General features: G+C 67.4%; 23 protein-coding genes. 1 reads left to right on the plus strand and 22 read right to left on the minus strand.

The window, feature by feature from the left end; translation table 11 throughout:
* Positions 1-32: 32 nt before the first annotated feature.
* Complete coding sequence (gltA, locus tag C882_RS08920; protein WP_009540255.1) at positions 33-1343, plus strand: citrate synthase; 1311 nt, start codon at positions 33-35, stop codon at positions 1341-1343.
* 114 nt (positions 1344-1457) lie between these two features.
* Here the strand turns inward: gltA and C882_RS08925 are convergent, their stop codons facing one another.
* The 22 genes from C882_RS08925 to C882_RS09030 form a co-directional block, all read right to left on the minus strand.
* Positions 1458-1874 carry a rhodanese-like domain-containing protein gene (locus tag C882_RS08925; protein WP_009540256.1) on the minus strand — a complete coding sequence of 139 codons (417 nt, stop codon included), beginning with the start codon at positions 1872-1874 and terminating at the stop codon, positions 1458-1460.
* A gap of 60 nt (positions 1875-1934) precedes the next feature.
* Positions 1935-3113, minus strand: coding sequence for a lipid-A-disaccharide synthase (gene lpxB / locus C882_RS08930; RefSeq protein WP_009540257.1), 1179 nt, complete (start codon positions 3111-3113; stop codon positions 1935-1937).
* A complete protein-coding gene (locus C882_RS08935; protein ID WP_009540258.1) occupies positions 3110-3940 on the minus strand; it encodes an LpxI family protein in 831 nt (276 codons plus the stop codon). The genes lpxB and C882_RS08935 overlap by 4 nt, the downstream gene beginning before the upstream one ends.
* Complete coding sequence (lpxA, locus tag C882_RS08940; RefSeq protein ID WP_009540259.1) at positions 3930-4748, minus strand: acyl-ACP--UDP-N-acetylglucosamine O-acyltransferase; 819 nt, start codon at positions 4746-4748, stop codon at positions 3930-3932. The genes C882_RS08935 and lpxA overlap by 11 nt, the downstream gene beginning before the upstream one ends.
* Positions 4748-5230 (minus strand): 3-hydroxyacyl-ACP dehydratase FabZ, encoded by a 483-nt coding sequence (gene fabZ / locus C882_RS08945; protein ID WP_009540260.1) that lies wholly within the window; start codon positions 5228-5230, stop codon positions 4748-4750. Before fabZ ends, lpxA begins: the two co-directional genes overlap by 1 nt.
* A 2-nt stretch (positions 5231-5232) precedes the next feature.
* Positions 5233-6255, minus strand: coding sequence for a UDP-3-O-(3-hydroxymyristoyl)glucosamine N-acyltransferase (gene lpxD, locus C882_RS08950; RefSeq protein ID WP_009540261.1), 1023 nt, complete (start codon positions 6253-6255; stop codon positions 5233-5235).
* A 3-nt stretch (positions 6256-6258) separates the two neighbouring features.
* Entirely contained in the window at positions 6259-6927 is a 669-nt protein-coding gene (locus tag C882_RS08955; RefSeq protein ID WP_009540262.1) for an OmpH family outer membrane protein, read from the minus strand.
* Entirely contained in the window at positions 6927-9236 is a 2310-nt protein-coding gene (bamA, locus tag C882_RS08960) for an outer membrane protein assembly factor BamA (RefSeq protein ID WP_236262585.1), read from the minus strand. Before bamA ends, C882_RS08955 begins: the two co-directional genes overlap by 1 nt.
* 68 nt (positions 9237-9304) lie before the next feature.
* Complete coding sequence (rseP, locus tag C882_RS08965) at positions 9305-10423, minus strand: RIP metalloprotease RseP (RefSeq protein WP_009540264.1); 1119 nt, start codon at positions 10421-10423, stop codon at positions 9305-9307.
* Between the two features lie 58 nt (positions 10424-10481).
* Positions 10482-11732 (minus strand): 1-deoxy-D-xylulose-5-phosphate reductoisomerase, encoded by a 1251-nt coding sequence (locus tag C882_RS08970; RefSeq protein ID WP_009540265.1) that lies wholly within the window; start codon positions 11730-11732, stop codon positions 10482-10484.
* Positions 11726-12502, minus strand: coding sequence for a phosphatidate cytidylyltransferase (locus C882_RS08975; protein ID WP_009540266.1), 777 nt, complete (start codon positions 12500-12502; stop codon positions 11726-11728). Before C882_RS08975 ends, C882_RS08970 begins: the two co-directional genes overlap by 7 nt.
* Before the next feature lie 7 nt (positions 12503-12509).
* Positions 12510-13250, minus strand: coding sequence for an isoprenyl transferase (locus tag C882_RS08980; RefSeq protein WP_043644468.1), 741 nt, complete (start codon positions 13248-13250; stop codon positions 12510-12512).
* On the minus strand, positions 13250-13771 hold the full coding sequence (frr, locus tag C882_RS08985) for a ribosome recycling factor (protein ID WP_052000110.1): 522 nt from the start codon (positions 13769-13771) through the stop codon (positions 13250-13252). The genes C882_RS08980 and frr overlap by 1 nt, the downstream gene beginning before the upstream one ends.
* 57 nt (positions 13772-13828) lie before the next feature.
* Positions 13829-14569, minus strand: a complete 741-nt coding sequence (gene pyrH / locus C882_RS08990; protein WP_009540269.1) for a UMP kinase — start codon at positions 14567-14569, stop codon at positions 13829-13831.
* 182 nt (positions 14570-14751) lie between these two features.
* Positions 14752-15678, minus strand: coding sequence for a translation elongation factor Ts (gene tsf, locus C882_RS08995; protein ID WP_009540270.1), 927 nt, complete (start codon positions 15676-15678; stop codon positions 14752-14754).
* Between the two features lie 102 nt (positions 15679-15780).
* The gene (gene rpsB / locus C882_RS09000) at positions 15781-16638 is read right to left on the minus strand and encodes a 30S ribosomal protein S2 (RefSeq protein ID WP_009540271.1); all 858 of its coding nucleotides are present in this window, start codon (positions 16636-16638) and stop codon (positions 15781-15783) included.
* Between the two features lie 220 nt (positions 16639-16858).
* Positions 16859-17929 carry a bifunctional DNA-binding transcriptional regulator/O6-methylguanine-DNA methyltransferase Ada gene (gene ada, locus C882_RS09005; RefSeq protein ID WP_043644473.1) on the minus strand — a complete coding sequence of 357 codons (1071 nt, stop codon included), beginning with the start codon at positions 17927-17929 and terminating at the stop codon, positions 16859-16861.
* Positions 17926-18873 (minus strand): DMT family transporter, encoded by a 948-nt coding sequence (locus C882_RS09010; RefSeq protein ID WP_236262587.1) that lies wholly within the window; start codon positions 18871-18873, stop codon positions 17926-17928. The genes ada and C882_RS09010 overlap by 4 nt, the downstream gene beginning before the upstream one ends.
* Positions 18874-18954: 81 nt before the next feature.
* Positions 18955-22437: a DNA polymerase III subunit alpha gene (gene dnaE, locus C882_RS09015; RefSeq protein WP_009540274.1), complete on the minus strand. Its 3483-nt coding sequence runs from the start codon at positions 22435-22437 to the stop codon at positions 18955-18957.
* Between the two features lie 53 nt (positions 22438-22490).
* Complete coding sequence (locus tag C882_RS09020) at positions 22491-22769, minus strand: helix-turn-helix transcriptional regulator (RefSeq protein WP_009540275.1); 279 nt, start codon at positions 22767-22769, stop codon at positions 22491-22493.
* A gap of 67 nt (positions 22770-22836) precedes the next feature.
* A complete protein-coding gene (locus tag C882_RS09025; RefSeq protein ID WP_009540276.1) occupies positions 22837-23529 on the minus strand; it encodes an ABC transporter ATP-binding protein in 693 nt (230 codons plus the stop codon).
* Positions 23522-24763 (minus strand): lipoprotein-releasing ABC transporter permease subunit, encoded by a 1242-nt coding sequence (locus C882_RS09030; RefSeq protein ID WP_009540277.1) that lies wholly within the window; start codon positions 24761-24763, stop codon positions 23522-23524. Before C882_RS09030 ends, C882_RS09025 begins: the two co-directional genes overlap by 8 nt.
* Positions 24764-24840 lie beyond the last annotated feature (77 nt).

Here is a 24840-nt window from a genome sequence, read left to right on the forward strand (position 1 = left end):
ACAGGGAAACCGATTTTCGAACGGAGAAAAACATGACTGATGCCGGCAAGAAGAATTCGGTCACGGTAACCGATAACAAGAACGGGAAGACTTACGACTTCCCGATCATGGAAGGGTCCACCGGTCCGGATGTCGTCGACATCCGCAAGTTCTATGCCGACACCGGCATGTTCACTTACGACCCGGGCTTCACCTCCACGGGGTCGTGCGAGTCCAAGATCACCTACATCGACGGTGACAAGGGCGTCCTGCTGCACCGCGGCTATCCCATCGAGGACCTGGCCGAGAACTGCGACTTCATGGAAGTCGCCTACCTGCTGCTGAAGGGCGAGCTGCCCAATGCCCAGCAGAAGGAGAAGTTCGAGTACGACATCACGCACCACACCATGGTGCATGAGCAGCTGACCAAGTTCTATTCCGGCTTCCGCCGCGACGCCCACCCGATGGCCGTCATGTGCGGCGTCGTCGGCGCGCTGTCGGCCTTCTACCACGACTCGACCGACATCAACGACCCGCGCCACCGCATGGTCGCCAGCTACCGCCTGATCGCCAAGATGCCGACGATCGCGGCCTGGGCCTACAAGTACTCGGTCGGCCAGCCGTTCATCTACCCGCGCAACGACCTGCGTTACGCCGAGGACTTCCTGCACCTGATGTTCGCCACCCCGTGCGAGAAGTACGAGGTGAACCCGGTGCTGTCGCGCGCCATGGACCGCATCCTGATCCTGCATGCCGACCACGAGCAGAACGCGTCGACCTCGACCGTGCGCCTGGCGGGCTCCTCGGGCGCCAACCCGTTCGCCTGCATCGCCGCCGGCATCGCCTCGCTGTGGGGTCCGGCCCACGGCGGTGCCAACGAAGCCGTGCTGAAGATGCTGACGGAAATCGGCGACAAGAAGAACATCCCCGAGTACGTCAAGCGCGCCAAGGACAAGGACGACCCGTTCCGCCTGATGGGCTTTGGTCACCGCGTCTACAAGAACTACGACCCGCGCGCCAAGATCATGGCGAAGACCTGCCACGAGGTCCTGGCCGAGCTGGGCATGGGCAACGAGCCCCTGCTCGAGGTCGCCATGGAGCTGGAGAAGATCGCGCTCGAGGACGAGTACTTCGTCGAGAAGAAGCTCTACCCGAACGTCGACTTCTACTCGGGCATCATCTTCCGCGCCATGGGCATCCCGGTCAGCATGTTCACCTGCCTGTTCGCCCTGGCCCGCACCACGGGCTGGATCGCGCAGTGGAACGAGATGATCGAGGACCCGGCCCAGAAGATCGGCCGTCCGCGTCAGCTCTACACCGGCCACACCACCCGCGAGTTCGTGCCCATGCACAAGCGCGGCTGAGGCCGGCCTCTCGGCCCAGGCCGAAGCTGAACACGAAAGCGGCGCGGGAGAACCTTCTCCCGCGCCGTTTTTCGTTATCCGCTATCTGTCGTCCGTCTTTGGGCCGGCGCCGCATCAGCCCTGGCGCCATGGCAGGCCGACCGTCTTCCAGCCGCCGACGCCGCGCCTGCGGTCGGGGCCCAGCTGCCCCTCGAAGCCGTCCTGAATGTTGAAGCAGTGGTAGCCATGCCCGGCCAGCAATTCGCCCGCACGGGCGGATCGCACGCCGCTGCGGCACAGCATGTAAAGGGCCTGCCCGGGCCGCACGCCGGCAGCGCGCACCTCCGCCAGGAAATCCGGATTGAGCCGGCCGTCGGGATAGGTCTGCCACTCCACCAGCACGGGCTCGCGTTCCAGCCGCGTGAGGTCCGGGAGCCCCACATACGTCCACTCCGCCTGCGTGCGGACGTCGATCAGCACGGCGTCGGAATCGGCGGACAGCGCGTCCCATGCCTGCTGCGGCGTGACGTCGCCGTGATACTCACCCTGCATGACACCTCACAACACACACTGAGAATGTGTTGTTCAGACTGAATTAACAGAGCATCTACGTCAATAGGTGCGTGACGCGCTCATCGCCTGCAGCACCACCGCCGCCGCCTTCGCCGACGGACTGCCCGCTCCGCCCTTGAATTGCTCAAGCGCCTCGGCGAACCCTTCACGCTGGCAGGCGCGCACGCTGGTGTCGTCCAGAAGCCGCGCCGTCTCGCTCGCCAATCGCTCGGCCGTGCACGCCTCCTGCAGGATTTCAGGAACCACCGGGCGGTCGAGCGTCAGGTTGACCAGATTGACGTAGCGGACAGTGGTCAAGCGGCGGAACAGCCACGCCGACAATGGCGAGACGCGGTAGGCCACCAGATGAGGCACGCCGGCCATGGCCAGCTCCAGCGCCACGGTGCCCGATGCCGCCATGGCCCCGTCACAGGCGGCGAAGGCGTCGTAGCGGGCTCGCTGTCCGCGCACCACCGTCACCGGCACGGGCCAATCCGCGACCGCCGCCTCCACGTCCGCTGCCACGGTGGCGACCGTCGGGATGGCGACCCGCAGGCCCGGCCGGTCCGCCGCCAGCCTCTCGACGGCGCCCCGGAACTCGGGCAGCAGCCGGCTCACCTCCACCCGCCGACTGCCGGGCAGGACGCAGAGCAGCGGCGCACCGGCCGGAATGCCGTGCGCGGCGCGGAATGCATCGCCATCGCCGGCGTCGGCACCGCTCTCGATGATGGAATGCCCGACGTGGGTGCAGTCCAGGCCGTGGCGCTCGAAGTACGGCGGCTCGTTGGGCAGCAGGCACATCAGGTGGTCGACGCGCTCGGCGACCGACTTGGCCCGCTTTTCCTTCCATGCCCAGACCATGGGCGCGACGTAATGCACCTGCGCCACCGGAAGCCCGCGCTTTCGGATCGCCTTGTGCAGGCGACCGGTGAACCCCCAGCTGTCGACCGTCACCACCACGTCGGGCTTCAGGCGCGCGATCTCGTCCGCCGTGTCGCGGACGATCCCGAGAATTCGGCGCGCCTTGGGCAGCACCTCCAGGAAGCCCATGACGGCCAGTTCCGACAGGTCCACCAGGCTGTCGAGCCCCTGCTCCGCCATGCTCTCCCCGCCGATACCGACGAAGCGCACCTGGCCTTCGGTGGCCTCGCGCAGGGCCGCCATCAGGCGCCCGCCCAGCAGGTCGCCGGACGGCTCGCCGGTGACGATGAAGACCAGCGGCGGGCGCGCTTCGGTCATGCCGCAACCTCGGGGTCGATGGCGAGAAGGAAGAGGCCGGCGGCATCGGCGGCGGCGATAGTGGCCTCCCGGTCCACCAGAAGGCTGCGGCCGGCATGGACGGCCACGCCGCGCAGGCCTGCGGCGGCTGCATTGCTGATGGTGTCGGGGCCGACGGTGGGCAGGTCGACGCGCGTTTCCTGCCCCGGCTTGCACAGCTTGACCAGCACCCCGCCGGGGCCGGGCCGCGCAAGCGCCCGACAGCGGGCGAGCAGGCGGTCCGTGCCTTCCACCGCCTCCACGCCCAGCACGATTCCCTGCTGGACGACCGCCCCCTGCCCCACGTCCAGCGCCCCGAGCGCACGGACGACCTCCACCGCGCGGGCAATGTCGGCGCGCGCGCTTTCATCGGGCGTGTGGCGGCCCAGGATGCCCGTCTCGGGGCTGAGGTCGGGCAGGACGTCGTGGACGCCGACGATGCAGAATCCCTCCGCCTCCAGCTCTCGGGTCACGGCCGACAACAGGCTGTCGTCGCCCAGCGCCTTGAAGCCGAGACGGGCGAAGAACCGCGCGGTGCGCCAGTCGGGACGCAACCCTGCGATCGTGGGCCGGTCGACGCCGCCGGCCATGACCAGGTCGGAGACGCCGGCCTCGTGCAGCAGGCGGATGCCGGTGCCGGCCTCACCCATGCGAATCCAGGCCTGGTCCACGTCGGACCCCAGCGCCGCGGCGTCACAATGGTCCTTGAGGGCAAGAACGAAGACGGGCCGGCCGGCGTCCCGGCAGGCCCGCACAAGCCGCGCCGGCAGCGTTCCGCCGCCGGCGATGATGCCCAGCTTACGCGGCATCTCCTCCGCCCGCCGATGGCGCGGGCTGGCAGATGGCGCGGCTGCTTTCGGCTTCCATGAAGGCCACCACGTCGCGCACGGCTTCACTGTCGGGATACTGCTCGGCGACGCCGCGCAGGCGGTCGGCCATGACCTTGCCTTCGTCGTGACTGAACAGTTGCTTGTAGGCGTTGCGCAGGGCGTGAATGTCCTCTCGCGAGAACCCCCGGCGCTTCATCCCGACCAGGTTCAGCCCGTGCAGATGCGCGCGGTTGCCGAAGACCGTCCCGAAGGGAATGACGTCGTTCTCAACGCCAGAGGCACCGCCGATCATGGCGTGCTTGCCGATACGCACGAACTGGTGGATCGCCGAGCCGCCGCCGATCACCGCCGCCTCGCCGATCACCACATGGCCACCCAGCAGCACGTTGTTCATAACGATGCTGCCGTCGCCGATGAAGCAGTCATGCGCGACGTGTGCGCCGATGGCCAGCAGCACGCTGTCGCCGATCTTCGTCAGCATGCCGCCGCCCTCGGTGCCCGGGTTGGCGGTGACGTGTTCACGAATGGTGACGTTGGCGCCGATCTCCAGTCGGCTTTCCTCGCCCTTGTACTTGAGGTCCTGCGGACGGACGCCGATGGAGGCGAAGGGATAGATGGTCGTGCCGGGGCCGACGCTGGTGCGGCCTTCCAGCACCACGTGCGACTTCAACTCGACGTTGTCGGCGGCCTCCACCTGGGGGCCGACGACGCAGTAGGGACCGACCGTGACCGACTCCGCCAGCTTCGCGGCGGGGTCGACGATGGCGGTGGGGTGAATGAAAGGCATCAGTCGTCCATGATCATGGCGGCATAGGTGGCTTCGGCGACGACCTTGCCGTCGACCTTGCCCTCGGCGCGGAACTTCCAGACGTTGCGGCGACTGTGTTCCTTGCTCACGTGCAGTTCCAGACGGTCGCCGGGCACCACGGGGCGGCGGAACCGCGCGCCCTCCACCGACATGAAGTACACCAGCTTCCCCTCGCTTTCCGGGCCCAGCGTCTCCACCACCAGCACGGCCGCGGACTGCGCCATGCATTCGATGATGAGCACCCCCGGCATCACGGGGCGGCGCGGGAAGTGCCCCTGGAAGAAGGGCTCGTTCATGGTGACGTTCTTGATGCCGACGCAGCTTTCGTTCTTCTTGACGTCGATCACCTTGTCGATCAGCAGGAACGGATACCGATGCGGAATCATCTCCATGATCCGCTCGATGCCGATGGTGGTGGCGGTTTCGGTCACGCCTTCCTTGTTCTCCGACGTCGCGTCCATTTTTATTTGCCTTTCCTTGCGGCCAACTGCTTCACCGCGGCGACTTCGCGCCAGAACTCCTTGATGGGCTTCGCAGGATATCCCATGACGACGCCGCCGGGCTCGACCTCGCGCATCACACCCGCCTGCGCGGCGATCTGGGCACCGCTGCCGACCGAGACGTGGCCGGAGACGCCGACCTGGCCGCCCAGAACCACGAAGTCGCCCAACTTGCTGCTGCCGGCGACGCCGCTCTGCGCCACCAGGACGCACCCGCGACCAAGCTGCACGTTGTGCCCGATCTGCACCAGATTATCAATCCTGCACCCGGAGCCGATGACCGTATCCGGCCCCGCGCCCCGGTCAATGGTCGTGTTGGCGCCGATTTCCACGTCATCGCCGATGATCACCCGGCCCAGCTGCGGGACCTTCAGGTGGCCCTTGGCGCCCATGGCGAAGCCGAACCCGTCCTGGCCGATGCGACAGCCGGGATAGATGAGAACGCCCGACCCGGTGATCGTGTGGCTGATCGACGCATTGGCGCCCACCACGCAGTGCGCCCCGATCACCACGCCGTCGCCGATCACCGCATTGGGACCGATGTGGGTCGCGGCGCCGATTTCGGCGCGCGCCCCGATCACCGCTCCGGCATCCACCCGCACACCCTCGCCCATGACGGCGGAGGAGTCGACCACGGCCGCCGGATGAACGCCCGGCTCGACCGCCGGCGTCGGGTGAAACGCGGCGGCGACGCGGGCATAGGCCCGATAGGGCTCTGGCGTCAGAAGCAGCGCCATGCCGGCAGGCGCCCGGCCGGCCAGGTCGGGATGAACGATGCAGGCCCCGGCGCGACTTTCCGTAAAGGCGCCGATGTACTTCTTGTTGTCGAGAAAGCTGACGGTGTGCGGCCCGGCGACGTGCAGCGGCGCCACGTCTTCGAACGCAGCCGACGGATCGGCATCGGCCGCCACCTCCGCCTGCGCGACTTCGGCGAGGGTGCTCAGGCTGAAGGGACCGGCCAGGGGAAAGAAGCGCGGATCGGCCAAGGGTCAGTCTCCCGTCATCGAGTCCGGCACCAGGGGCTCTTTCGCGGCGCTGTCGGCCATGGTCTCCGGGTCCGGAAAGTCCACGGTGGGCATGCGCGCATCCAGCCGCTGCAGGATTTCGTCCGTCAGGTCCATGGCGTTGTCGAACAGGAACACCTGCGAGCGGTACAGGATGACGTTGACACCCTTTTCGGCCGCGATCTGGTCGGCGACGCGGATGGTTCCCTGCTGTACGGCGCTCATCGCCTGACCGAACGCCCGTTCCAGGTTGCGGCGGCGCATTTGGACGTTGCGCTGGCTTTCCGCCACCCGCTTCTGGAAGGCGCTGCGCTTTTCGGCAAAGTCCTGCTGGTCGGCCGTGGCGCGCAGCCGCGCAAGTTCCTGGTCGGCGGCGCGCAACTCCTGCTCCACCTGGGCGGCATCGGCCTGATAGGCGGTCACATACTCTTCGCGCTTCTTCCGCACGCCCTGGGCGGCATCCGCTTCGCGCAGGACCCGCTGCAGGTCGATGACACCGACCACCGGCTTCGGCACGGCGGCTTCGGCGCCCGCGGTCTCGGCCTGTGCCCGAGCCCCACCCGGCGCGACCGTACCAAGCACGGCACAACCGACGGCCAGCGCCGTCAGCACCGCCCGAACCCGACGCCGAACACCGAACACCGCCACCCGCATCAGAACCGAGTCCCGAAGTTCAGGCGGAACAGCTCGGTCTCGTCGAAGTCCTCCTTCAGCACAGGCTGAGCGAGGTCGATGTTGATGGGGCCCACAGGCGACTTCCAGATGAAGCCGATGCCCACGGAGGCGCGGATGGAGCTGGAGTGATCGAACTGCCCGGTGGAACTGCTGACCTCGGGCTCGCCGATCACGCCGAAGTCGGTGAAGACCTTGCCGGTCACGCCCAGTTCCTCGGGCAGGCCGAGCGGCATGCGCATCTCGATGGAGCCGTTGGCGATCCAGTCGCCGCCCAGGGCGTCGGCCTCGCCGTCCCGGGTTCGCGCGTCGGCGCCACCGTAGGCGAAGCCGCGCAGGTTCTCACCGCCGAGATTGTAGCGGTAGGCGATGGACAGCGGATCGTCCGCATAATTGTAGATGTAGCCGGCGTTGCCGCTGAACCGCAGCGTCCACTCGTCGGCCAGCGGCACGTAATAGGCGCCGGAGACGTCATTGCGCACGAACTGCTCCGAGCCCCCAAGGCCGGCGACGGCGTTGGACAGCGACAGCACGTAGCCCTCGGTCGGCTCCACCACGGAGTCGCGCTTGTCATAGGACAGGGAATGGCTGACCTGCGACAGGGTCGTCGTGCCCTCCTGCTCCTTGATGAAGGTCGAGGCATTGTCGTCGACGTTGGAAATCTCGTTCTTCTGGAACGTGTAACGCAGGCTGTGTCCCAGGGCTTCGTTGTAGCTCCACCCAACCCGCAACGCACCGCCGGACGTGGTGCTGTCGTAGGAGGCGCTGTCCTGGAAGTCGTTGGTGGTGTGGTAAATATCGAAGCCGGCCCGCAGCGGCCGGTTGAGGAAGTAGGGCTCTGTGAACGACAGGTCCACTTCCGTCTGCTTTTGCGCCAGGCGCAGGTCCAGCGACAGGGCCTGGCCGCGGCCCAGCAGGTTGCGCTCGGACACGCCGGCCTCGAACAGCGCACCGACGCTGGACGACCAACCGACACCGAACGACAGCTCGCCGGTGGACTTTTCCTCCACGTCGACGATCACGTCCGTCTGGTCCGGCGCGTCCTCGGCCGGGCGGGTGTCGACTTCGACGGTCTCGAAGAAGCCGAGATTGCGGATGCGCTCGCGCGAGCGCCGCAGCTTCGCGGTGTTGAAGGCGTCGCCCTCGGCCAGACGGAACTCGCGGCGAATGACCTTGTCCAGGGTGCGCACGTTGCCCTGGATCTCGATGCGGCGAACGAAGACGCGCGGGCCTTCCTGCACGTCGAAGGTGACGTCGATGGTGTCGGCCTCGGGATCGCGGGTCACGCGCGGCCGCACGTCGACGAAGGCATACCCCAACTCGCCGACCCGGTCGGTGATGTTCTGGATCGTCTGCTCGACCTCGTCGGCGTTGTACCACTCGCCGGTCTCGGGCACGACCTCGGCCTGCAGCGCCGCGGGGTCGAGGTCGGGCAGCGTGGTCTGAACGTCGATCTCGCCGAATTTATAACGGTCGCCTTCGTCCACCGTGAAGGTGACGAAAAAGGCCTCGCGGTCGGGCGTCAGTTCGGCAACGGCGGAACTGACGCGGAAGTCGGCGTAGCCTTCGCTCAGGTAGTAGCGGCGCAGCAACTCCCGGTCGAACGTCAGCCGATCCGGATCATAGGTGTCGGCGCTGGACAGCAGCCGGTACCAGCGTTCTTCCTTTGTGGCGATCTCACCGCGGAGCGTGCTGTCGCTGAATTCCTCGTTGCCGACGAAGGTGATGCGGCGCACATAGGTCGGCGGGCCTTCGTTGACTTCGAACACCAGGTCGACCCGGTTTTGGTCCAGCTCGATGATCTTGGGCTCCACCGTCGCCGCATAGCGGCCGCTGCGCCGGTAGAGGTCGAGGATGCGCTGGACGTCGTCCTGGACCTTGGCACGGGTGTAGACCACGCGCGATCGGAGCTGGGTCTCGGCCGACAGTTGCTCGTCGTCGATCCGCTGGTTGCCCTCGAAGGCGATGCGATTGATGATGGGGTTCTCCACCACCCGCACCACCAGGGCTTGGCCAGCGCGCCGCATGGCGACATCGGCGAACAGGCCCGTGGCGAAAAGGTTTTTCAGCGACTGGTCCAGCGCGGCCGGATCGAAGGGGTCGCCCGGCGCCACCGTTAGGTAGGATTCGACGGTCGACGCCTCGATGCGCTGATTGCCCTCGACGACGATCTGGCGGATGACGCCGGAGGCTTGGCCGATCTCCTGCCCCTGGGCGAGGACGGCCCCCGGCACCACGGCCAGACCGGCAAGGGCGGCGGCCATGGCCGCCGAGCGCACGAGCGAACGCAAGGTATCCCCCGGAGTTACGTTTTGACGCGTATTCGATTGCCGGAGAATGCCGCCTTCGGCTTGGGAACTCAACCCTCTATGAGCCGAACGATGTCATTCCATGTAACGAAGACCATCAACGTAAGGACCAGGACCAGCCCGATGCGGAAGCCGTACTCCTGGACCTGCTCGCTCAGCGGCTGCCCGCGAAGGGCCTCAATGCCGTAGAACAACAGGTGGCCGCCATCCAGCATGGGCACCGGAAACAGGTTGAACAGGCCCAGCGCCACCGACAGCAGGGCCACGAACATGATGGCGTTGACCAGACCCGACTGGGCTGCCTGACCGGAGAATTGCGCGATACGCACCGGACCGCCCAAATCCTCGGTACCGCGGTCGCCGGAGATCATCTGACCGATGGCCGTCAGCGAACTGGTGACCACCGTGCCCGTATGGACCACCGCCTGTCCCACGGCTTCCACCGGCCCCATGCGCACCAGCTCCATGGCTTCGCGGCTGACGGAAACGCCAAGCACGGGCGTGCGCTGGGTGTTGCCGAAGCCGTCGGTCATCTCGGTCATGCGCGGCGTGATCTCATAGGTCTGCTGCTCGCCGTCGCGCAGGACGGTGACCTCCATGGCGCGCCCCTCGGGATTGAGCGGCACCATGCGCTGGATGTCCTCGAAACGGTCGACCGCCCCGCCGTTGATGGCGACAACGCGGTCGCCCGGCATGAGGCCCGCCTCGGCGGCCGGACTGCCCTCCTGCACGCCGCCCAAAACCGGTGGCGTGGTGGGCTGGCCGACGCTCATGAACACGCCGGCAAACACCAGGATCGCAAAGATGAAGTTGAAGGCCGGACCCGCGAGCACGATGGAAAACCGCTGCCCGACGCGCTTGTGCTGGAAGCTGACGCGCCGTTCCTCCTCGGACAACTCGCGGCTCTTGTCGGCGCCGCCGCTGGCCTCGTTGGCATCGCCGAAAAACTTCACGTAGCCGCCCAGCGGCAGCAGGCTGACGCGCCAGCGGGTGCCGCGGCGGTCGTACCAGCCGAACAGCTCCTTGCCGAAGCCGATGGAAAATACGTCCACTTTCACGCCGTTGATGCGCGCAATGATGAAATGGCCGAATTCGTGGACGAAGACGACGATGGTCAGGATGACGAGGAAGGGAAGAACCGTCGTCCAGAGTACGGAAAGGATGTCCATGCGGTCAGGAGCCTTCGAAACATGCGTTGCCGGCCCCGACGAGGCCGTCGGGCCGCGATCACTCGGCGGCGGCGCGCGCCCTTGGCGTCACCGTCGCCGCCAGGCGCCGGGCCTCGGCGTCGGCGGCGGCCACATCCTCCAGCGTGGCAAGCGGCATGGACCCGACCCGCTCCAGCACCGTCTCGACGCTGCGGGCGATATCCAAAAAGCCGATCTCGCCGGCCAGGAACCGGGCGACAGCCACTTCATTGGCCGCATTCAAGAGAGTAGGAACCGCGCCCCCCGATTGCAAGGCGGCGCGCGCCAGTCGCAGGGCCGGAAAGCGCTCGGTGTCGGGAGCCTGGAATGTCAGTTGCGCCACCGCCGCCAGGTCCAGGCGCGGGCTCGGCGCGGCCATGCGGGCCGGCCATGCCAGGGCAAAGGCGATGGGCGTCCGCATGTCGGGCGTGCCAAGCTGGGCCAGCATGGAGGCGTCCACATACTCCACCATGCTGTGGATGACCGACTGCGGGTGCACCAGGATCTCGATGCGGTCTTCCGGCACCGGGAACAGGTGGGCGGCCTCGATGAGTTCCAGCCCCTTGTTCATCATGGTGGCGCTGTCGACGGAAATCTTCGCGCCCATGGACCAGTTGGGGTGCGCCACCGCCTGAGCAGGCGTGACCGCCTCCATGGCCTCGCGCTCCCATTCGCGGAACGGCCCGCCCGAGGCCGTGAGCACAATGCGGGAAACGCGCTGAGCCTGCTCGAAGTCGAACACCTGGAAGATGGCGGAATGCTCGCTGTCCACGGGCAGCAGCGTCGCGCCGTACTTCTCGACCTCGGCCATGACCAGGGCGCCGGCGCACACCAGCGTCTCCTTGTTGGCCAGGCCGACGACGCACCCGCGGCGGATGGCCGCGAGGGTGGGCTCCAGGCCGGCCGCGCCGACAATGGCCGACATCACCCAGTCGGCGTCGCGCGCCGCAGCCTCGGTGACCGCCGCACAGCCGGCCGCGGCCTCGATGCCCGATCCGGCCAGGCGCTCCTTCAGGGCGGCGTACTTGTCCTCGTCGGCGACCACGGCCACCTCTGGCCGCAGGCGCAGGGCCTGTTCGGCCAGGACGTCGACGTTGCCGTTGGCGGTCAGCGCCACGACGTCGTAGGCGTCGCGGTTGCGGTCTATGAGGTCGATGGTGTTGCAGCCAATGGAGCCCGTGGAGCCCAGCACCGTAACCCGGCGCGGCGCATCGGCCGACGGGCCCTCGGTGGCGCCGGCCTTGGCCGTTGCCGGCTTGGCGGAGTGGGCGGTCGTGCTGCTGGTCACCATGCCGTGATCCCCCCTTGGGCCAGGTACGTCGCAAGCGCCACCGCGGGGGCCGTCAGCACCAGGCCGTCGACGCGATCCAGCACGCCGCCATGGCCCGGAATGATGTGGCCGCTGTCCTTCACGCCGAAGCGCCGCTTCACGTAACTCTCTGTCAGGTCGCTCATCTGCTCAACGATCGCAAGACCGCCGCTGAAGAGTATAAGTGCCAAGGCGGCCGTCGGGTTCACCAGAAAAGCGACAGCCGCCCCCGCCACCATCGCGGAAAAGGCGCCGCCCAGCAATCCGGCCCAGGTCTTGTTGGGACTGATACGGGGCGACAGCTTGGGGCCGCCGATGTTCTTCCCGAACACATAGCCGCCCGTGTCGGTGACCCAAACGATGACGAAAATCCAGATGAGCGTTGCGAGCCCGCCATGCTCGCGCAACCACACCAGCGTCATGGCCGGCAACGCCACGTAGAGCACGCCCAGCGCCGACCATCCCGCCCCGGCACGGCTGCGCGCCAGCAGCCAGACCACCGGAACGGCCCCGGCGATGAGCGCCAAGGCGGCTTCGGGCGCGGGAACGGCCAACACGGCGGCGGCGACGGATACGGCGCCGGACGCCCAGCCGGGCGCGCGGTACCCCGCCTGCACGATCGCCTGCCACTCATGCGCCATGATGACGGCGACGGCGGCAATCGCGATGTCGAACACCGGACTCCCCGCCCAGGCGCACGCCAGCGCCACCGGCACCATGATCAGGGCGGACAGGACTCGGGTCTTCAGCACGCGGGCGTCAGCCTTTCACACCACCGTAGCGACGATCTCGCAGAGAGAACGCCCGTACGGCGGCTTCCAGTTCCGGGCGCCCGAAGTCGGGCCACAGGGTGTCGACGAATACCATTTCGGCGTAGGCGATCTGCCACAGCAGGAAATTGCTGACGCGCTGCTCCCCACTCGTGCGGATCAGAAGGTCGGGGTCGGGGATGTCGGCCGTGAACAGGCGCGAGGCGAACAGGGCTTCGTCGATCTGCGCGGCGTCGACACGCCCGGCGGCCGCGTCGGCGGCAAGCGACCGGGCCGCGGCGACGATCTCCTGCCGACCACCATAGGAGAGCGCGATGGTCAGGGTCAGGCCGGTGTTGCCGGCGGTTTTTTCCTCGGCCGCCGTGATCATGCGTGCCAGTTCGCCCCCGAAGCGCTCACGCTCGCCGATGACGCGCAGGCGCACGCCGTTTTCATGAAGGTTGTTCAGCTCGTTGCCCAGATACAGGCGCAGGAGCCCCTTCAGTTCGGTGACCTCGTCTTCCGGCCGGCGCCAGTTTTCCGAGGAGAATCCGAACAGGGTCAGGTAGCCAATACCCATTTCGCCGGCGGCGCGCAGAGTTGCGCGCACGGCCTCGGCCCCCTTGCGGTGGCCGGCCGTGCGCGGCAGGCCGCGCGCCTTCGCCCACCGGCCGTTGCCGTCCATGATGATGGCGACGTGGGCCGGCGGCGGGGGTTTCTCGCCCCCGCGCTTGAGAGGCTCCGCGCCCATCAAACCTGCATGATCTCCTGTTCCTTGTGCTTCAGCGTCTCGTCGATCGTGCTGATCGTCTCGTCGGTCAGCTGTTGCACTTCCTTCTCGTGGGCGCGCTGTTCGTCCTGCGAGATGGTGCCGTCCTTCTCCATCTTCTTGAGCTGGTCCATGCCGTCGCGGCGCACGTTGCGGACCGCCACGCGGGCGTTCTCGCCGTACTTGGCTGCGACCTTGGTCAGTTCGGCGCGGCGCTCCTCGGTGAGCGGCGGGATGGGCACGCGGATCGTCTGACCCTCGGCGGCCGGATTGAGGCCCAGGCCGGCGTTGCGGATGGCCTTCTCGACGGCCTTGATCATGCTGCGGTCCCACACCGAGACCACAAGCATGCGCGGCTCCGGCACGCTGACGTTGGCCACCTGGTTGAGCGGCATGGTGGAGCCGTAGGCTTCGACGACGACCGGGTCCAGCAGGCTGGTATGCGCGCGGCCCGTACGCAGGCCGGCGAATTCCTTCTTCAGCACCTCCACCGCCTGATCCATGCGGTGTTTGAGGTCTTTTTTCAGCGACTTGAAATCGGCTACGTCACCGGACACGGCTCACTCCTCCTCGGCAATGATCGTATAGCGGCCTTCGCCGGCCATGACCTTGGCGAAGGCGTTCTCGCCATGCATGTCGAAAACAACGATGGGCAGCCGGTTCTCACGCGCCAGCGCAATGGCCGAGGCATCCATGACGCGCAGGTTGCGGGCCAGGACGTCGGTGTAGGTCAGGCGCGGATAGAACTCGGCCTGCGGGTCCTTCTTGGGATCGGCGGAATAGACACCGTCCACGTTGGTGGCCTTCAGCAGGGCGCCGCAGTTCATCTCCACCGCACGCAGGGCGGCGGCGGTGTCGGTGGTGAAGAACGGGTTGCCCGTGCCGGCGGCAAAGATCACCACGCGGTCCTTCTCCATGTGGCGGATGGCGCGGCGCCGGATGTAGGGCTCGCACACCGCCTCCATGGGAATGGCCGACTGCACGCGGGTCTGCACGCCGGCCTTCTCCAGCGCGCTCTGCACCGCCATGGCGTTCATGACGGTCGCCAGCATGCCCATGTAGTCGGCGCTGGTGCGGTCCATGCCCTCAGCGGCGCCGGACACGCCCCGGAACAGGTTTCCGCCGCCAATGACCAGGCACACCTGCACGCCCATCTCCCGCACCGACCGGACCTCGCGGGCGATGGCCGCGACCGTCGCGCTGTCCAGCCCGAACTCGCGCGGGCCCATAAGCCCTTCACCCGAGATTTTCAGCAGAACACGGCGAAACTGCGGCGCGGCGGAAGCGTCGGCGGCGGGCATGGGCGGGGCCTCTCAACTGGTCAGGTCATCCAGGGGCGGCGGGCGGTCGCGTCCCACCGGGCGAACGATCCGGCGGTGCGCGACGTGCGCAAGAACGCGGATGCGCGCATGAAAAAGGGGCGGCACCGGCCCGGATGATATACACCATCCAAGCCGCTGTCGCCCCTTAAAACTCCGGCCGATCAGGCGCCGCGAGCGGCGGCCACCTCGGCGGCGAAGTCCTCTTCCTTCTTCTCGACGCCCTCGCCCAGCGCGATGCGCTGGAAGCCGGCGAGGGTCACCGGGGCGCCAACCTCCTTGGCGGCGTCCTCAAGGACCTTCTTGACCTTGCGGTCCGGGTCCATGACGAAGGCCTGCTCCAGCACCACGACTTCCTCGTAGAACTTGCGCAGACGGCCCTCGACCATCTTGGCGATGATTTCTTCCGGCTTGCCCGAAGCGCGGGCCTGCTCGGACAGAACCTCGCGCTCGCGGTCGACGGCGGAGGTGTCGACGGTGTCCACGGTCAGGAACTGCGGGTTGGCGGCCGCCACGTGCATGGCGATCTGCTTGCCCAGCTCTTCCAGCTTGGCGACGTCGCCCTCGGACTCCAGGCCGACCAGCACGCCGATCTTGCCGAGGCCCGGCTTGACGGCGTTGTGGACGTAGGCGGCGACGACGCCCTTGGAGACCGACACGCCGCCGGCGCGTCGCAGGTTCATGTTCTCGCCGATGGTGCCGATCAGGTCGGTCAGCGCGTCCTGCACCGGCTTGCCGGCGGACGGCAGCTGAGCGGCCTTGGTGGCTTCCAGATCGCCGTCGACGGAGAACGCCACGTCGGCGACCTCGGCGACGAAGTCCTGGAAGGTCTCGTTGCGCGCCACGAAGTCGGTCTCGGAGTTCAGCTCGACGACGGCGCCCTTGGTGCCCTCGGCCTTGACCGCAACCAGGCCCTCGGCGGCGACGCGGCCGGCCTTCTTGGCGGCAGCGGCGAGACCCTTCTTGCGCAGCCAGTCGACGGCGCCCTCCAGGTCACCGTTGGTCTCGGCCAGCGCCTTCTTGCAGTCCATCATGCCGGCGCCGGTCTTCTCGCGCAGCTCCTTGACGAGGGAGGCGGTAATCTCGGCCATCGTTCAACCTCTTGGTTAGGCGTTCAATCGGAAACGATTGGTGTTTCTTGAAAAAATGGCGGCGACCGAAGCCGCCGCCACTTCGAAGCGGTAAGACGGCGATCAGCCGGCGTTCTGGCCGGCGCCCAGCTCGCCTTCCTGGGCCTGGGTCGCGGCCTCGTCGGCGGCGGCCTTCTCCTCGGCGGACTGGCCTTCGACCTCGTCGCCGGCCAGCGCGGGCTCGGCCGGGGCCTCTTCCTGCTCGCCGATATCGACGCCGGCGGCGGCCATCTCGGCGCTGATGCCGTCGAGGACGGCGCCGGAAATCAGGTCGCAGTACATCTTGATGGCTCGGATGGCGTCGTCGTTACCCGGGATCGGGTAGGCGATGCCGTTCGGGTCGCTGTTGGAGTCCAGCACGGCGACGACCGGGATGCCCAGCTTGTTGGCCTCGGCAATCGCCAGCGACTCCTTGACGGTGTCGATGACGAAGATCAGGTCGGGCTGGCCGCCCATCTCCTTGATGCCGCCCAGGGCGCGGGTCAGCTTCTCGCGCTCGCGCTCCAGGCTCAGCGTCTCGCGCTTGGTGAGCGCGCTCGGCACGCCGACCTCGAACATCTCGTCCAGCTCGCGCAGGCGCTTGATGGAGTTGGACACCGTGCGCCAGTTGGTCAGCATGCCGCCGAGCCAACGGTGGTTCACGTAGTACTGACCGCAGCGGCTGGCCGATTCGGCGACGATCTCGGCAGCCTGGCGCTTGGTGCCGACGAACAGGACGCGGCCGCCGTTGGCGGTGACGTCGCGCACGGCTTCCATGGCGCGGTACAGCATGGGAACGGTCTGCTGCAGGTCGATGATGTGCACGCCGTCGCGAACACCGTACAGGAACGGCGCCATGCGCGGGTTCCAGCGACGGGTGTTGTGCCCGAAGTGGCAGCCGGACTCGATCATCTGACGCAGGGTAAAGGTCGGAAGGGCCATAATGTCCTCTTTTTCCGGTTAGGCCTCCGCGGGGCAAGTCATCGGACGATCCTGCGAAGACCGTACCGACACCGGATGGCCCTGTTGCCGTTGTCGGGCAAAGGGCCGCGCACCCGCGTGCGTGGTTTGAAGGCCCGCTATTTACAGCGGCGCCCGGCCTTTGGCAACCCCTTTGCACGATGTCCGGCACGGGTTTCACGCACTCGTCAAGAGCCCACCTTCATACATCGCCCTCGCCGTCCGTTTCCGCCGCCAGCAGCGCCCGCTTGCGCGCAGTCCCCCAGCGGTAGCCGGAAAGGCCGCCATCGCCCCGCACGACGCGGTGGCAGGGCACGACCACGGCCAGCCGGTTGGCGGCGACGGCGCCCGCGACCGCCCGGGCCGCCCCCGGCTGCCCGAGGCGACGCGCCAATTCAGCGTAGGAGACCGTCTCGCCCGGCGGAATGCGCTTCAACTCGGTCCACACCTGTTCCTGGAAGGCAGTGCCGCGGATGTCGAGCGGCAGGTCCAGAGCGGTGCGCGGTGCCTCCACATGCGCAGCCACGGCCCGTACGACGGCGGCAAGGCCCGCCGAGTCCTCCTCAAGCGCCGCCTTTGGAAAGTGTGCGCGAAGCTGCGCGGCCACCTCGGCGTCTTCGGCGCCCAGTTCGACGGCGCACAGCCCGCGCGCCGTCGTCGCCACCAGCAGACAGCCGAAGGCGCAGGGTGCCGTGGCGTAACGGATCGTCTCGCCCTGCCCGCCCCTTGCATAGGCCGACGGGGTCATCCCCAGGCGCTCACCGGCGGCCTCGTAGGCACGGCTGGGAGCGCCGTAGCCGGCATCGTAGAGCGCCTCGGTGACGGTGGCGCCGCGCTTCAGCCCCCGGGCGAGCCGACGGGCCTTCAGCGCCTTGGCGTAGCCCTTGGGCGTGACGCCGAGACGATCCTGGAACAGGCGCCGCAGCCTGGCGGGCGTCAGGCCGACGCGGCCCGCGAGTTCGCCGAGCGCCGGCTCCTCCTCCGCCGCATCCAAGATGCGGCACGCGGCATCCAGCGCCGCGGCGTCCGGGTCGGCGGCGGCTGGTGCGCCGGGCCGGCAGCGCTTGCAGGGACGGAATCCGGCTGCCTCAGCGTCCGCGGGCGTGTCGAAGAAGGCCACGTTCTCGCGTCGGGGCGCCTTTGAGCGGCAGGAGGGGCGGCAGTAGATGCCGGTAGTCCGGACGGCGTAGACGAAGCGGCCGTCAGCCTCCGCGTCATTGCCCAGGACGGCGCGCCAGCGGGGGTCCCGGAGACCTGTGTCGATGACCGTCATGTCAGGCTTCCTTCTCCCCGCACAGCCGCCTTCAGCCGCCCGGCCGGCCGTCCGTCCACGGCGGCGAGGCCTATTCCTATGATCGCCATACCGGCAACCTCCCGCAAGCCTATCGCCTCGCCCAGGATGCCGATCCCCAGGAGGATGGCACTGACGGGAATAAGGAACGTCACCAGCAGCAGGTTGGTCGCTCCGGCCACGGCCAGGATGCGGAAGTACAGGAGATAGGCGAGCGCCGTCGACAGCACGACCAGCCCCGCGACGGCGGCCACCACCTCCGGTCCCGGCGCGGGCAGAGTCCACGGCCGATCGACGCCCAGCGCAAGGGGCAGCAGGAACAGGGTCGAGGCCGTCACCTGCCCCGCCGCAGTCTGCAACGGCGTCACCCCGAGGCGCTGGAACCGGCGTCCGAAGACCCCGGCACACGCATAGGAGATCGCCCCGCCGAGGCACGCGAGATAGGGCAAGAGGCCGCCCTCGCCCCAACCACCGCCGCCCATCAGCACCACGACGCCGAGGAACCCGAACCCGACGCCCGCCACCCGGCCGGGCGTCATGCGCTCGTCGGCCAGCACAAGACCGGCGACGATCACCGTGAACAGCGGCGTAGTGGCGTTCAGAATGGCGGCAAGGCTGGACGACAGGTGCGCCTGCCCCCAGACGATGAGACTGAACGGCACCGCGTTGTTGAGCAGCCCCATGACGAGGAATGCCCGCCAAACCTCCGGTCGCGCCGGCATCGTGCCGCCGGTCATCGCCACGACGGCCCACAGCACCAAGGCGCACCCGCCGACGCGCAGCAGCACCAGTGTCAGCGGCGGGATTGCGCCGACGGCGACCTCGACGAAGAAGAACGAGCCTCCCCACAGCACCGAAAGGGCGAGCAGCATAGCCCAGGCACCAGGGCTCATGCGGGGCGTGATGGTGAGTGGCGTCGTTGTCATCGGGTCCTCCCGTTCGTGGTTTTCGAACGGGAGGATGCGGCGGCGCCCGGCCCCGCCGCATCCCGTTTCGGCGCAGGTAATTCAGATTTCCACCACGTCCATCACACCCGGCGTGTTGCGCAGCGCACTGAGCGTGGCAGCGGAAAGCTGGAACTGGCGGTCGGCGTACTTCAGTTCGACGTTGTACTCGTCCAGGTGCGCGACCACGACAATGGTGCCGTTGCCCGGCTTGTCCTTGTCGATCACCGCCCGCAGGCGCTCCAGCGGCTCCGGGTTGTCGATGTGGATTTCCAGCTTCTTCGTGGAGCGGGCGGCGACCTCCTCCAGGTTCTCCACCGCCTTGGCGCCAAGCCGCACCTGCTCGCCGTCAAGGCGGGCATCCACCGTGATGACCACCGGCTTGCCGCTGTCCAGCACCTCGCGCGAGGCCGCCAGGATTTCCGAGAAGAACATCACCTCATACGTGCCGCCGGCGTCGGACAGGGTGACGAAGGCATAGCGGCTGCCGTTCTTGCCCACGCGCTCCTTCCGGCCGCCGACGGAGCCGGCCATCTTCACGGGGTTGGCGCCGCCGTTCTTGAGGTGCTCCACCAGTTCCGAGCTTTTCACGACCGACAGGCGCTTGAGCGTGCGGTCGAAGGTATCCAGCGGATGCGCAGAGAGATAGAAGCCAATGGCCGCCAACTCGCAATCCAGCTTCTCCACAGGCGTCCAGTCGGGCACCTTGGGCAGGGTGAGCGGCGGCGTCGCCTCCTGGGTGCCGCCGAACAGGCTCACCTGGTTGGAAGAGCGTTCCTCCGCCGCGGCTTGCGCGTGGCGCATGATGGTCTCGATGGCGGCGAAGGTCTGGGCGCGGTTCTTGTTCAGGCAGTCGAAAGCGCCGGCGCGCACCAGGTTCTCCAGCAGGCGCTTGTTGACGGCCTTGGTGTCAAGACGCTGCGCGAAGTCCTTGATATCCTTGAAGGGTCCGTTCTTTCGGCGTTCGTTCACCAGGCTTTCCATGGCGTGCTGGCCGACGTTCTTGATGGCCGACAGCGCATACCGCACCGCGCCCTTCTCCACCGAGAACAGCACTTCCGACCTGTTGATGTCGGGCGGCAGCAGGTCGATCTTCAGGCGGCCCAACTCCGCCTTGAAGGCCTCCAGCTTTTCGGTGTTGTGCATGTCGTAGGTCATGGTCGCGGCCATGAACTCGACGGGATAGTTGGCCTTTAGATAGGCCGTCTGGTAGGCGACCAGCGCGTAGGCGGCGGCGTGCGACTTGTTGAAGCCGTAGCCGGCGAACTTGGCGATGGTGTCGAAAATCTCCGACGCCTTCTCGCGCGCAATCCCGTTCTGCTCCGCGCCGTCGCAGAACATGGTGCGCTGCTTGTCCATCTCCGCCTGGATCTTCTTGCCCATGGCGCGGCGGAGAAGGTCGGCGCCGCCGAGCGAGTAGCCGGCCAGGATCTGGGCGGCCTGCATCACCTGCTCCTGGTAGATCATGATCCCGTAGGTCTCTGACAGGATCTGCTCCAGGTCGGGGTGCATGTAGATCACCTCCTCCTCGCCCTGCTTGCGGCGGATGTAGGAGGGGATGTTGTCCATGGGGCCCGGACGGTACAGCGCCACGACGGCGATGATGTCCTCCAGGCAGTCGGGCTTCAGCTTGGTCAGCACGTCGCGCATGCCCGTGCTTTCCAGCTGGAACACGCCGGCCGTCTCGCCGCGCGCCAGAAGGCGATAGGATTTCTCGTCGTCCAGCGGCAGGGCGCTCATGTCGATGTCGACGCCGTGCTGCTCCTTGATGTGCTTCACGGCCGTGTTGATGACGGTGAGCGTCTTCAGGCCCAGGAAGTCGAACTTCACCAGACCCGCCTGCTCCACCCACTTCATGTTGAACTGGGTGACCGGCATGTCGGAGTTCGGGTCGCGGTAGAGCGGCACCAGCTCGTCCAGCGGGCGGTCGCCGATCACCACGCCGGCCGCGTGGGTGGAGGCGTGGCTGAACAGGCCCTCCAGCTTCAGCGCGATGGACAGCATGTGGGCGACCTGCGGGTCGCTGTCGCGCAACTCGGCCAGCTGCGGTTCCTGCTCCAGGGCCTCGGGCAGGGTGCAGGGGTTGGCCGGGTTGTTGGGGATCATCTTGCAGATCTTGTCCACGTAGCCCAGCGGCATCTCCAGCACGCGGCCGACCGAGCGCACCACCGCGCGCGCCTGGAGCTTACCGAAGGTGATGATCTGCGCGACCTTGTCGCGGCCGTACTTTTCCTGGACGTAGCGGATGACCTCTTCGCGGCGGTCCTGGCAGAAGTCCACGTCGAAGTCGGGCATGGACACACGTTCGGGGTTCAGGAACCGCTCGAACAGAAGGGCGAAGCGCAGCGGGTCCAGGTCGGTGATGGTCAGAGCCCAGGCCACCAGCGAGCCCGCGCCCGAGCCACGGCCCGGCCCGACGGGAATGTCGTGGTCCTTGCCCCACTGGATGAAGTCCGCAACGATCATGAAGTAGCCTGGGAAGCCCATCTTGTTGATGATGCCCAGTTCGTACTCCAGCCGATCCCAGTAAGGCTTTGCGGCGGCTTCCTTTTCCTCGTCCGACATGCCGTCGGTGTAGACGTGGACCTCCAGCCGGTCGCGCAAGCCCTGGGCCGCCACGTCGCGCAGGGCCTCTTCCTCCGACCCTCCGCCGGCCTGGGGGGCGCGCGGCAGGATGGGATCGCGCTTCTCCACCATCACCGCGCAACGCTTGGCGATGACCAGAGTGTTATCAATGGCTTCCGGCAGATCCTTGAACAGCTCCCGCATCTCCTCGGGGCTCTTGAAGTAGTGCTCCGGCGTCAGGCGGCGGCGGTCGGTGTGGGACAGGAAGCTTTTTTCCGCCATGCAAATGAGGGCGTCGTGCGCCTCGTACATGTCGCGGTCGGGGAAGAAGCATTCGTTGGTGGCGACCAGCGGCAGGTCCAGCTTGTAGGCGAGGTCGATGAAGCCCGGCTCCGACTGGTCCTCGCGCGGCATCCCATGGCGCTGGATTTCCACGTAGAGGCGGCCGGAATAGATGTCGGCCAGCGCCTTGAGGCAGTCCTCGGCCGCGTCCATCTGGCCGTCCAGGATCAGCCGCCCGACCGGCCCCAGCGGCCCGCCGGTGAGGCAGATCAGGCCCTCTCCGTGCTCTTTGAGGGCCGCCATGTCCACCTGCGGCGTCTCGTGACCGTCGGTCTCCAGGTAGGACATGGAGACGACCTTGAGCAGGTTCTCGTACCCCGCCGCATTCTGGGCGATGAGCACCAGCTGATCGGGCTCGGGCGTCCGGGCCTCGCGGGCGCCGAAGCCGGACGGTTTCTCGGCCTTGCGGCGCAGGCTGATCTGGCACCCGATGATGGGCTGGATGCCCTCGCCGGTGCAGCCGACGGAGAATTCCAGGCCGCCAAAGACGTTGCGCGTGTCGGTGATGGCGACCGCCGGCATGCCCATCTTCTTGCACAGCTTGGGCAGCGTCTTCACCGCGATGGCGCCCTCGGACATGGAATATGCCGTGTGGACGCGCAGATGGACGAAGGAGGAGGCGGCGGCGGTGTCGGTCATGGGCGGCGGGCTTTTCCGATGGCGCGGGGCCGAGTGTTCTACAGGATCACGGCTCAGCCGAACAAGTCATCCAATCCTATTCCCAGCGCTTCGGCGATGCGGCGGGCGGTCTCGAGCGACGGCGACTTGGTTCCCTTCTCCACCGCGTGGATCATGGACGGCGCGACGCCGGCCCTTTCCGCCAGTGCACGCTGAGTAAGGCCCTGTTCCTCCCGCCAGACGGTGACGGGGCTTTCACCCGCCAGGATGCGCTTGAGGCCGGCATGGGAAATAGTCGGCTCGTCTCGGTGCTGGGCGATAAGAGCCCGGTCCTCGGCGTCTTGCACATCCATTATCCGCCCCCTCCGGCTGTTCCCCTGAGCCTATTGTGGAGGAGGTTAACGACCGGTCAAGAGCCCCCTACTCCGCCGGCACGCTTTCCCTCAGGCGGCCTTCGCTGAGGCTCACGGTGCGGTCCATGCGGGCGGCCAGGTCGGGATTATGGGTTGCGATCAGGGCCGCCAGACCCTCTTCCCGCACCAGCCGCAGGAAGGCCGCGAAGACGTGGTCGCTGGTGTGGGGGTCCAGGTTGCCCGTCGGCTCGTCGGCCAGCAGCAGGCGCGGACTGTTGGCGAGCGCACGGCAGATGGCGACGCGCTGCTGCTCGCCGCCCGACAGCTCGGCCGGGCGGTGCTTGATGCGGTCTGCCAGGCCCATCCCCTCCAGCAGACGCGTCGCCCGCTTGGCGGCCTCGCCTTTGCCGGTGCCGGCGATCATCTGCGGCAGCACCACGTTCTCCAGCGCCGAAAACTCGGGCAGCAGGTGGTGGTACTGGTAGACGAAGCCCAGGTGCAGGCGGCGCAGCGCCGTGCGCTTGTCGTCGGACAGCGTGCCCGCCGACGTGCCGGCGATCAGCACCTCGCCGCTCGTCGGCTTCTCCAGCAGGCCGGAAATCTGCAACAGCGTCGACTTGCCGGTGCCCGATGGACCGACCAGTGCGACGATCTCGCCCGGCCGGATCGCCAGATCGACGCCACGCAGGACCTCCAGCTCCACGCGCCCCTGGCGGAAGGACCGCTTGACGTTCGAAAGCTTCAGCGCCGCGTCATTCATAGCGCAAGGCCTCCACCGGATCGAGGCGGGCGGCGCGCCAGGAGGGATAGATGGTCGCCCCGAAACTCAGGCCCAGGGCCATGAGCACCACCGTGCCCACTTCGCGCCAGTCGATTTCCGCCGGCATGGTCGCCAGGAAATAGATTTCCGGCGAGAACAGCTCGGTCCCGGTCAGCGCCTGGAGCCCCTGGCGGATGCTCTCGATGTTGGCCGCGAACGCCACACCCAGGCCAAGGCCGGCGATGGTGCCGATCACGCCCACCGAGGCGCCTGCGATGAAGAAGATGCGCATGACCGAGCCCCGGGTCGCCCCCATGGTGCGCAGGATGGCGATGTCGCGGCCCTTGTCCTTCACCAGCATGATGAGGCCCGAGATGATGTTGAACGCCGCCACCAGGATGATGAGCGTCAGGATCAGGAACATGACGTTGCGTTCCACCTGAAGTGCGTTGAAGAAGCTGGCGTTGGTGTTCTGCCAGCCGCGCAGCTGGTATCCCTGGCCCAGCGCGCCGGCGACGCGGGCCATGGTCTCCTCGATCTCGTCGGGGCTTTCGGTCACCACTTCCAGGTGGGTGACCGCGTTCTGGCGCTGGAAATAGGTTTGCGCGGCCTCCAGCGGCATGAAGATGAAGCTGGAGTCGTACTCGTACATGCCCACCTTGAAGATCGCCCCGACCTCGTAGGCGCGCACGCGGGGCACGGTGCCGAAGGCGGTGACGTTGCCCTTGGGGCTGATGAGCGACAGCTTGTCGCCCAGCCACAGGCCGTATTTCTCGGCCATGCGCTCGCCGATGAGGATCTGCTCCGGCCCCAGCCCCTCCAGCGATCCGGCGATGATGGCCTGGGCGATGATGGGGCGGTTCATCAGGTCTTCCGGCTGGGCGCCGCGCACGATGGCGCCGCCCGACTGGTTGTTGCCCGAGGCCATGACCTGGCCTTCAACCATGGGCGTCACGGCGGTAACGCCGGGAACGTCGCGCACGAGATCGGCCGCGTTCTCGTAGTCGCGGAAGACGCTGGTGCTCATGACGGTCATGTGGCCGTTCAGGCCGAGAATGTTGGTCAGCAACTCCTGCCGGAAGCCGTTCATCACCGCCATGACGATGATGAGCGTCGCCACGCCCAGTGCGATGCCGAGCAGCGAGAAACCGGCGATGACGGAGACGAACCCCTCCTTCCGCCGCGCCCTCAGGTAGCGCAGCGCCATCATCCGTTCAAAGGCCGAGAAGATCATGCCTGTCCTTCAGGTTGCGCCGGGAGCGGCTGGAAGGTCTTGTTGAACCACCAAGGCACCAAGACACCAAGGGAGCG

It is taken from the genome of Caenispirillum salinarum AK4 (assembly GCF_000315795.1).
Taxonomy (GTDB): domain Bacteria; phylum Pseudomonadota; class Alphaproteobacteria; order Rhodospirillales; family Rhodospirillaceae; genus Caenispirillum; species Caenispirillum salinarum.

Bases quoted from the DNA above. Each gene is read 5' to 3' on its own strand.
- gltA (WP_009540255.1), top strand. From the start codon at position 33: ATGACTGATGCCGGCAAGAAGAATTCGGTCACGGTAACCGATAACAAG.
- C882_RS08925 (WP_009540256.1), bottom strand. From the start codon at position 1,874: ATGCAGGGTGAGTATCACGGCGACGTCACGCCGCAGCAGGCATGGGAC.
- lpxB (WP_009540257.1), bottom strand. From the start codon at position 3,113: ATGACCGAAGCGCGCCCGCCGCTGGTCTTCATCGTCACCGGCGAGCCG.
- C882_RS08935 (WP_009540258.1), bottom strand. From the start codon at position 3,940: ATGCCGCGTAAGCTGGGCATCATCGCCGGCGGCGGAACGCTGCCGGCG.
- lpxA (WP_009540259.1), bottom strand. From the start codon at position 4,748: ATGCCTTTCATTCACCCCACCGCCATCGTCGACCCCGCCGCGAAGCTG.
- fabZ (WP_009540260.1), bottom strand. From the start codon at position 5,230: ATGGACGCGACGTCGGAGAACAAGGAAGGCGTGACCGAAACCGCCACC.
- C882_RS08955 (WP_009540262.1), bottom strand. From the start codon at position 6,927: ATGCGGGTGGCGGTGTTCGGTGTTCGGCGTCGGGTTCGGGCGGTGCTG.
- rseP (WP_009540264.1), bottom strand. From the start codon at position 10,423: ATGGACATCCTTTCCGTACTCTGGACGACGGTTCTTCCCTTCCTCGTC.
- C882_RS08970 (WP_009540265.1), bottom strand. From the start codon at position 11,732: ATGGTGACCAGCAGCACGACCGCCCACTCCGCCAAGCCGGCAACGGCC.
- C882_RS08980 (WP_043644468.1), bottom strand. From the start codon at position 13,250: ATGGGCGCGGAGCCTCTCAAGCGCGGGGGCGAGAAACCCCCGCCGCCG.
- frr (WP_052000110.1), bottom strand. From the start codon at position 13,771: ATGGATCAGGCGGTGGAGGTGCTGAAGAAGGAATTCGCCGGCCTGCGT.
- pyrH (WP_009540269.1), bottom strand. From the start codon at position 14,569: ATGCCCGCCGCCGACGCTTCCGCCGCGCCGCAGTTTCGCCGTGTTCTG.
- tsf (WP_009540270.1), bottom strand. From the start codon at position 15,678: ATGGCCGAGATTACCGCCTCCCTCGTCAAGGAGCTGCGCGAGAAGACC.
- rpsB (WP_009540271.1), bottom strand. From the start codon at position 16,638: ATGGCCCTTCCGACCTTTACCCTGCGTCAGATGATCGAGTCCGGCTGC.
- ada (WP_043644473.1), bottom strand. From the start codon at position 17,929: ATGACGGTCATCGACACAGGTCTCCGGGACCCCCGCTGGCGCGCCGTC.
- C882_RS09010 (WP_236262587.1), bottom strand. From the start codon at position 18,873: ATGACAACGACGCCACTCACCATCACGCCCCGCATGAGCCCTGGTGCC.
- dnaE (WP_009540274.1), bottom strand. From the start codon at position 22,437: ATGACCGACACCGCCGCCGCCTCCTCCTTCGTCCATCTGCGCGTCCAC.
- C882_RS09020 (WP_009540275.1), bottom strand. From the start codon at position 22,769: ATGGATGTGCAAGACGCCGAGGACCGGGCTCTTATCGCCCAGCACCGA.
- C882_RS09025 (WP_009540276.1), bottom strand. From the start codon at position 23,529: ATGAATGACGCGGCGCTGAAGCTTTCGAACGTCAAGCGGTCCTTCCGC.
- C882_RS09030 (WP_009540277.1), bottom strand. From the start codon at position 24,763: ATGATCTTCTCGGCCTTTGAACGGATGATGGCGCTGCGCTACCTGAGG.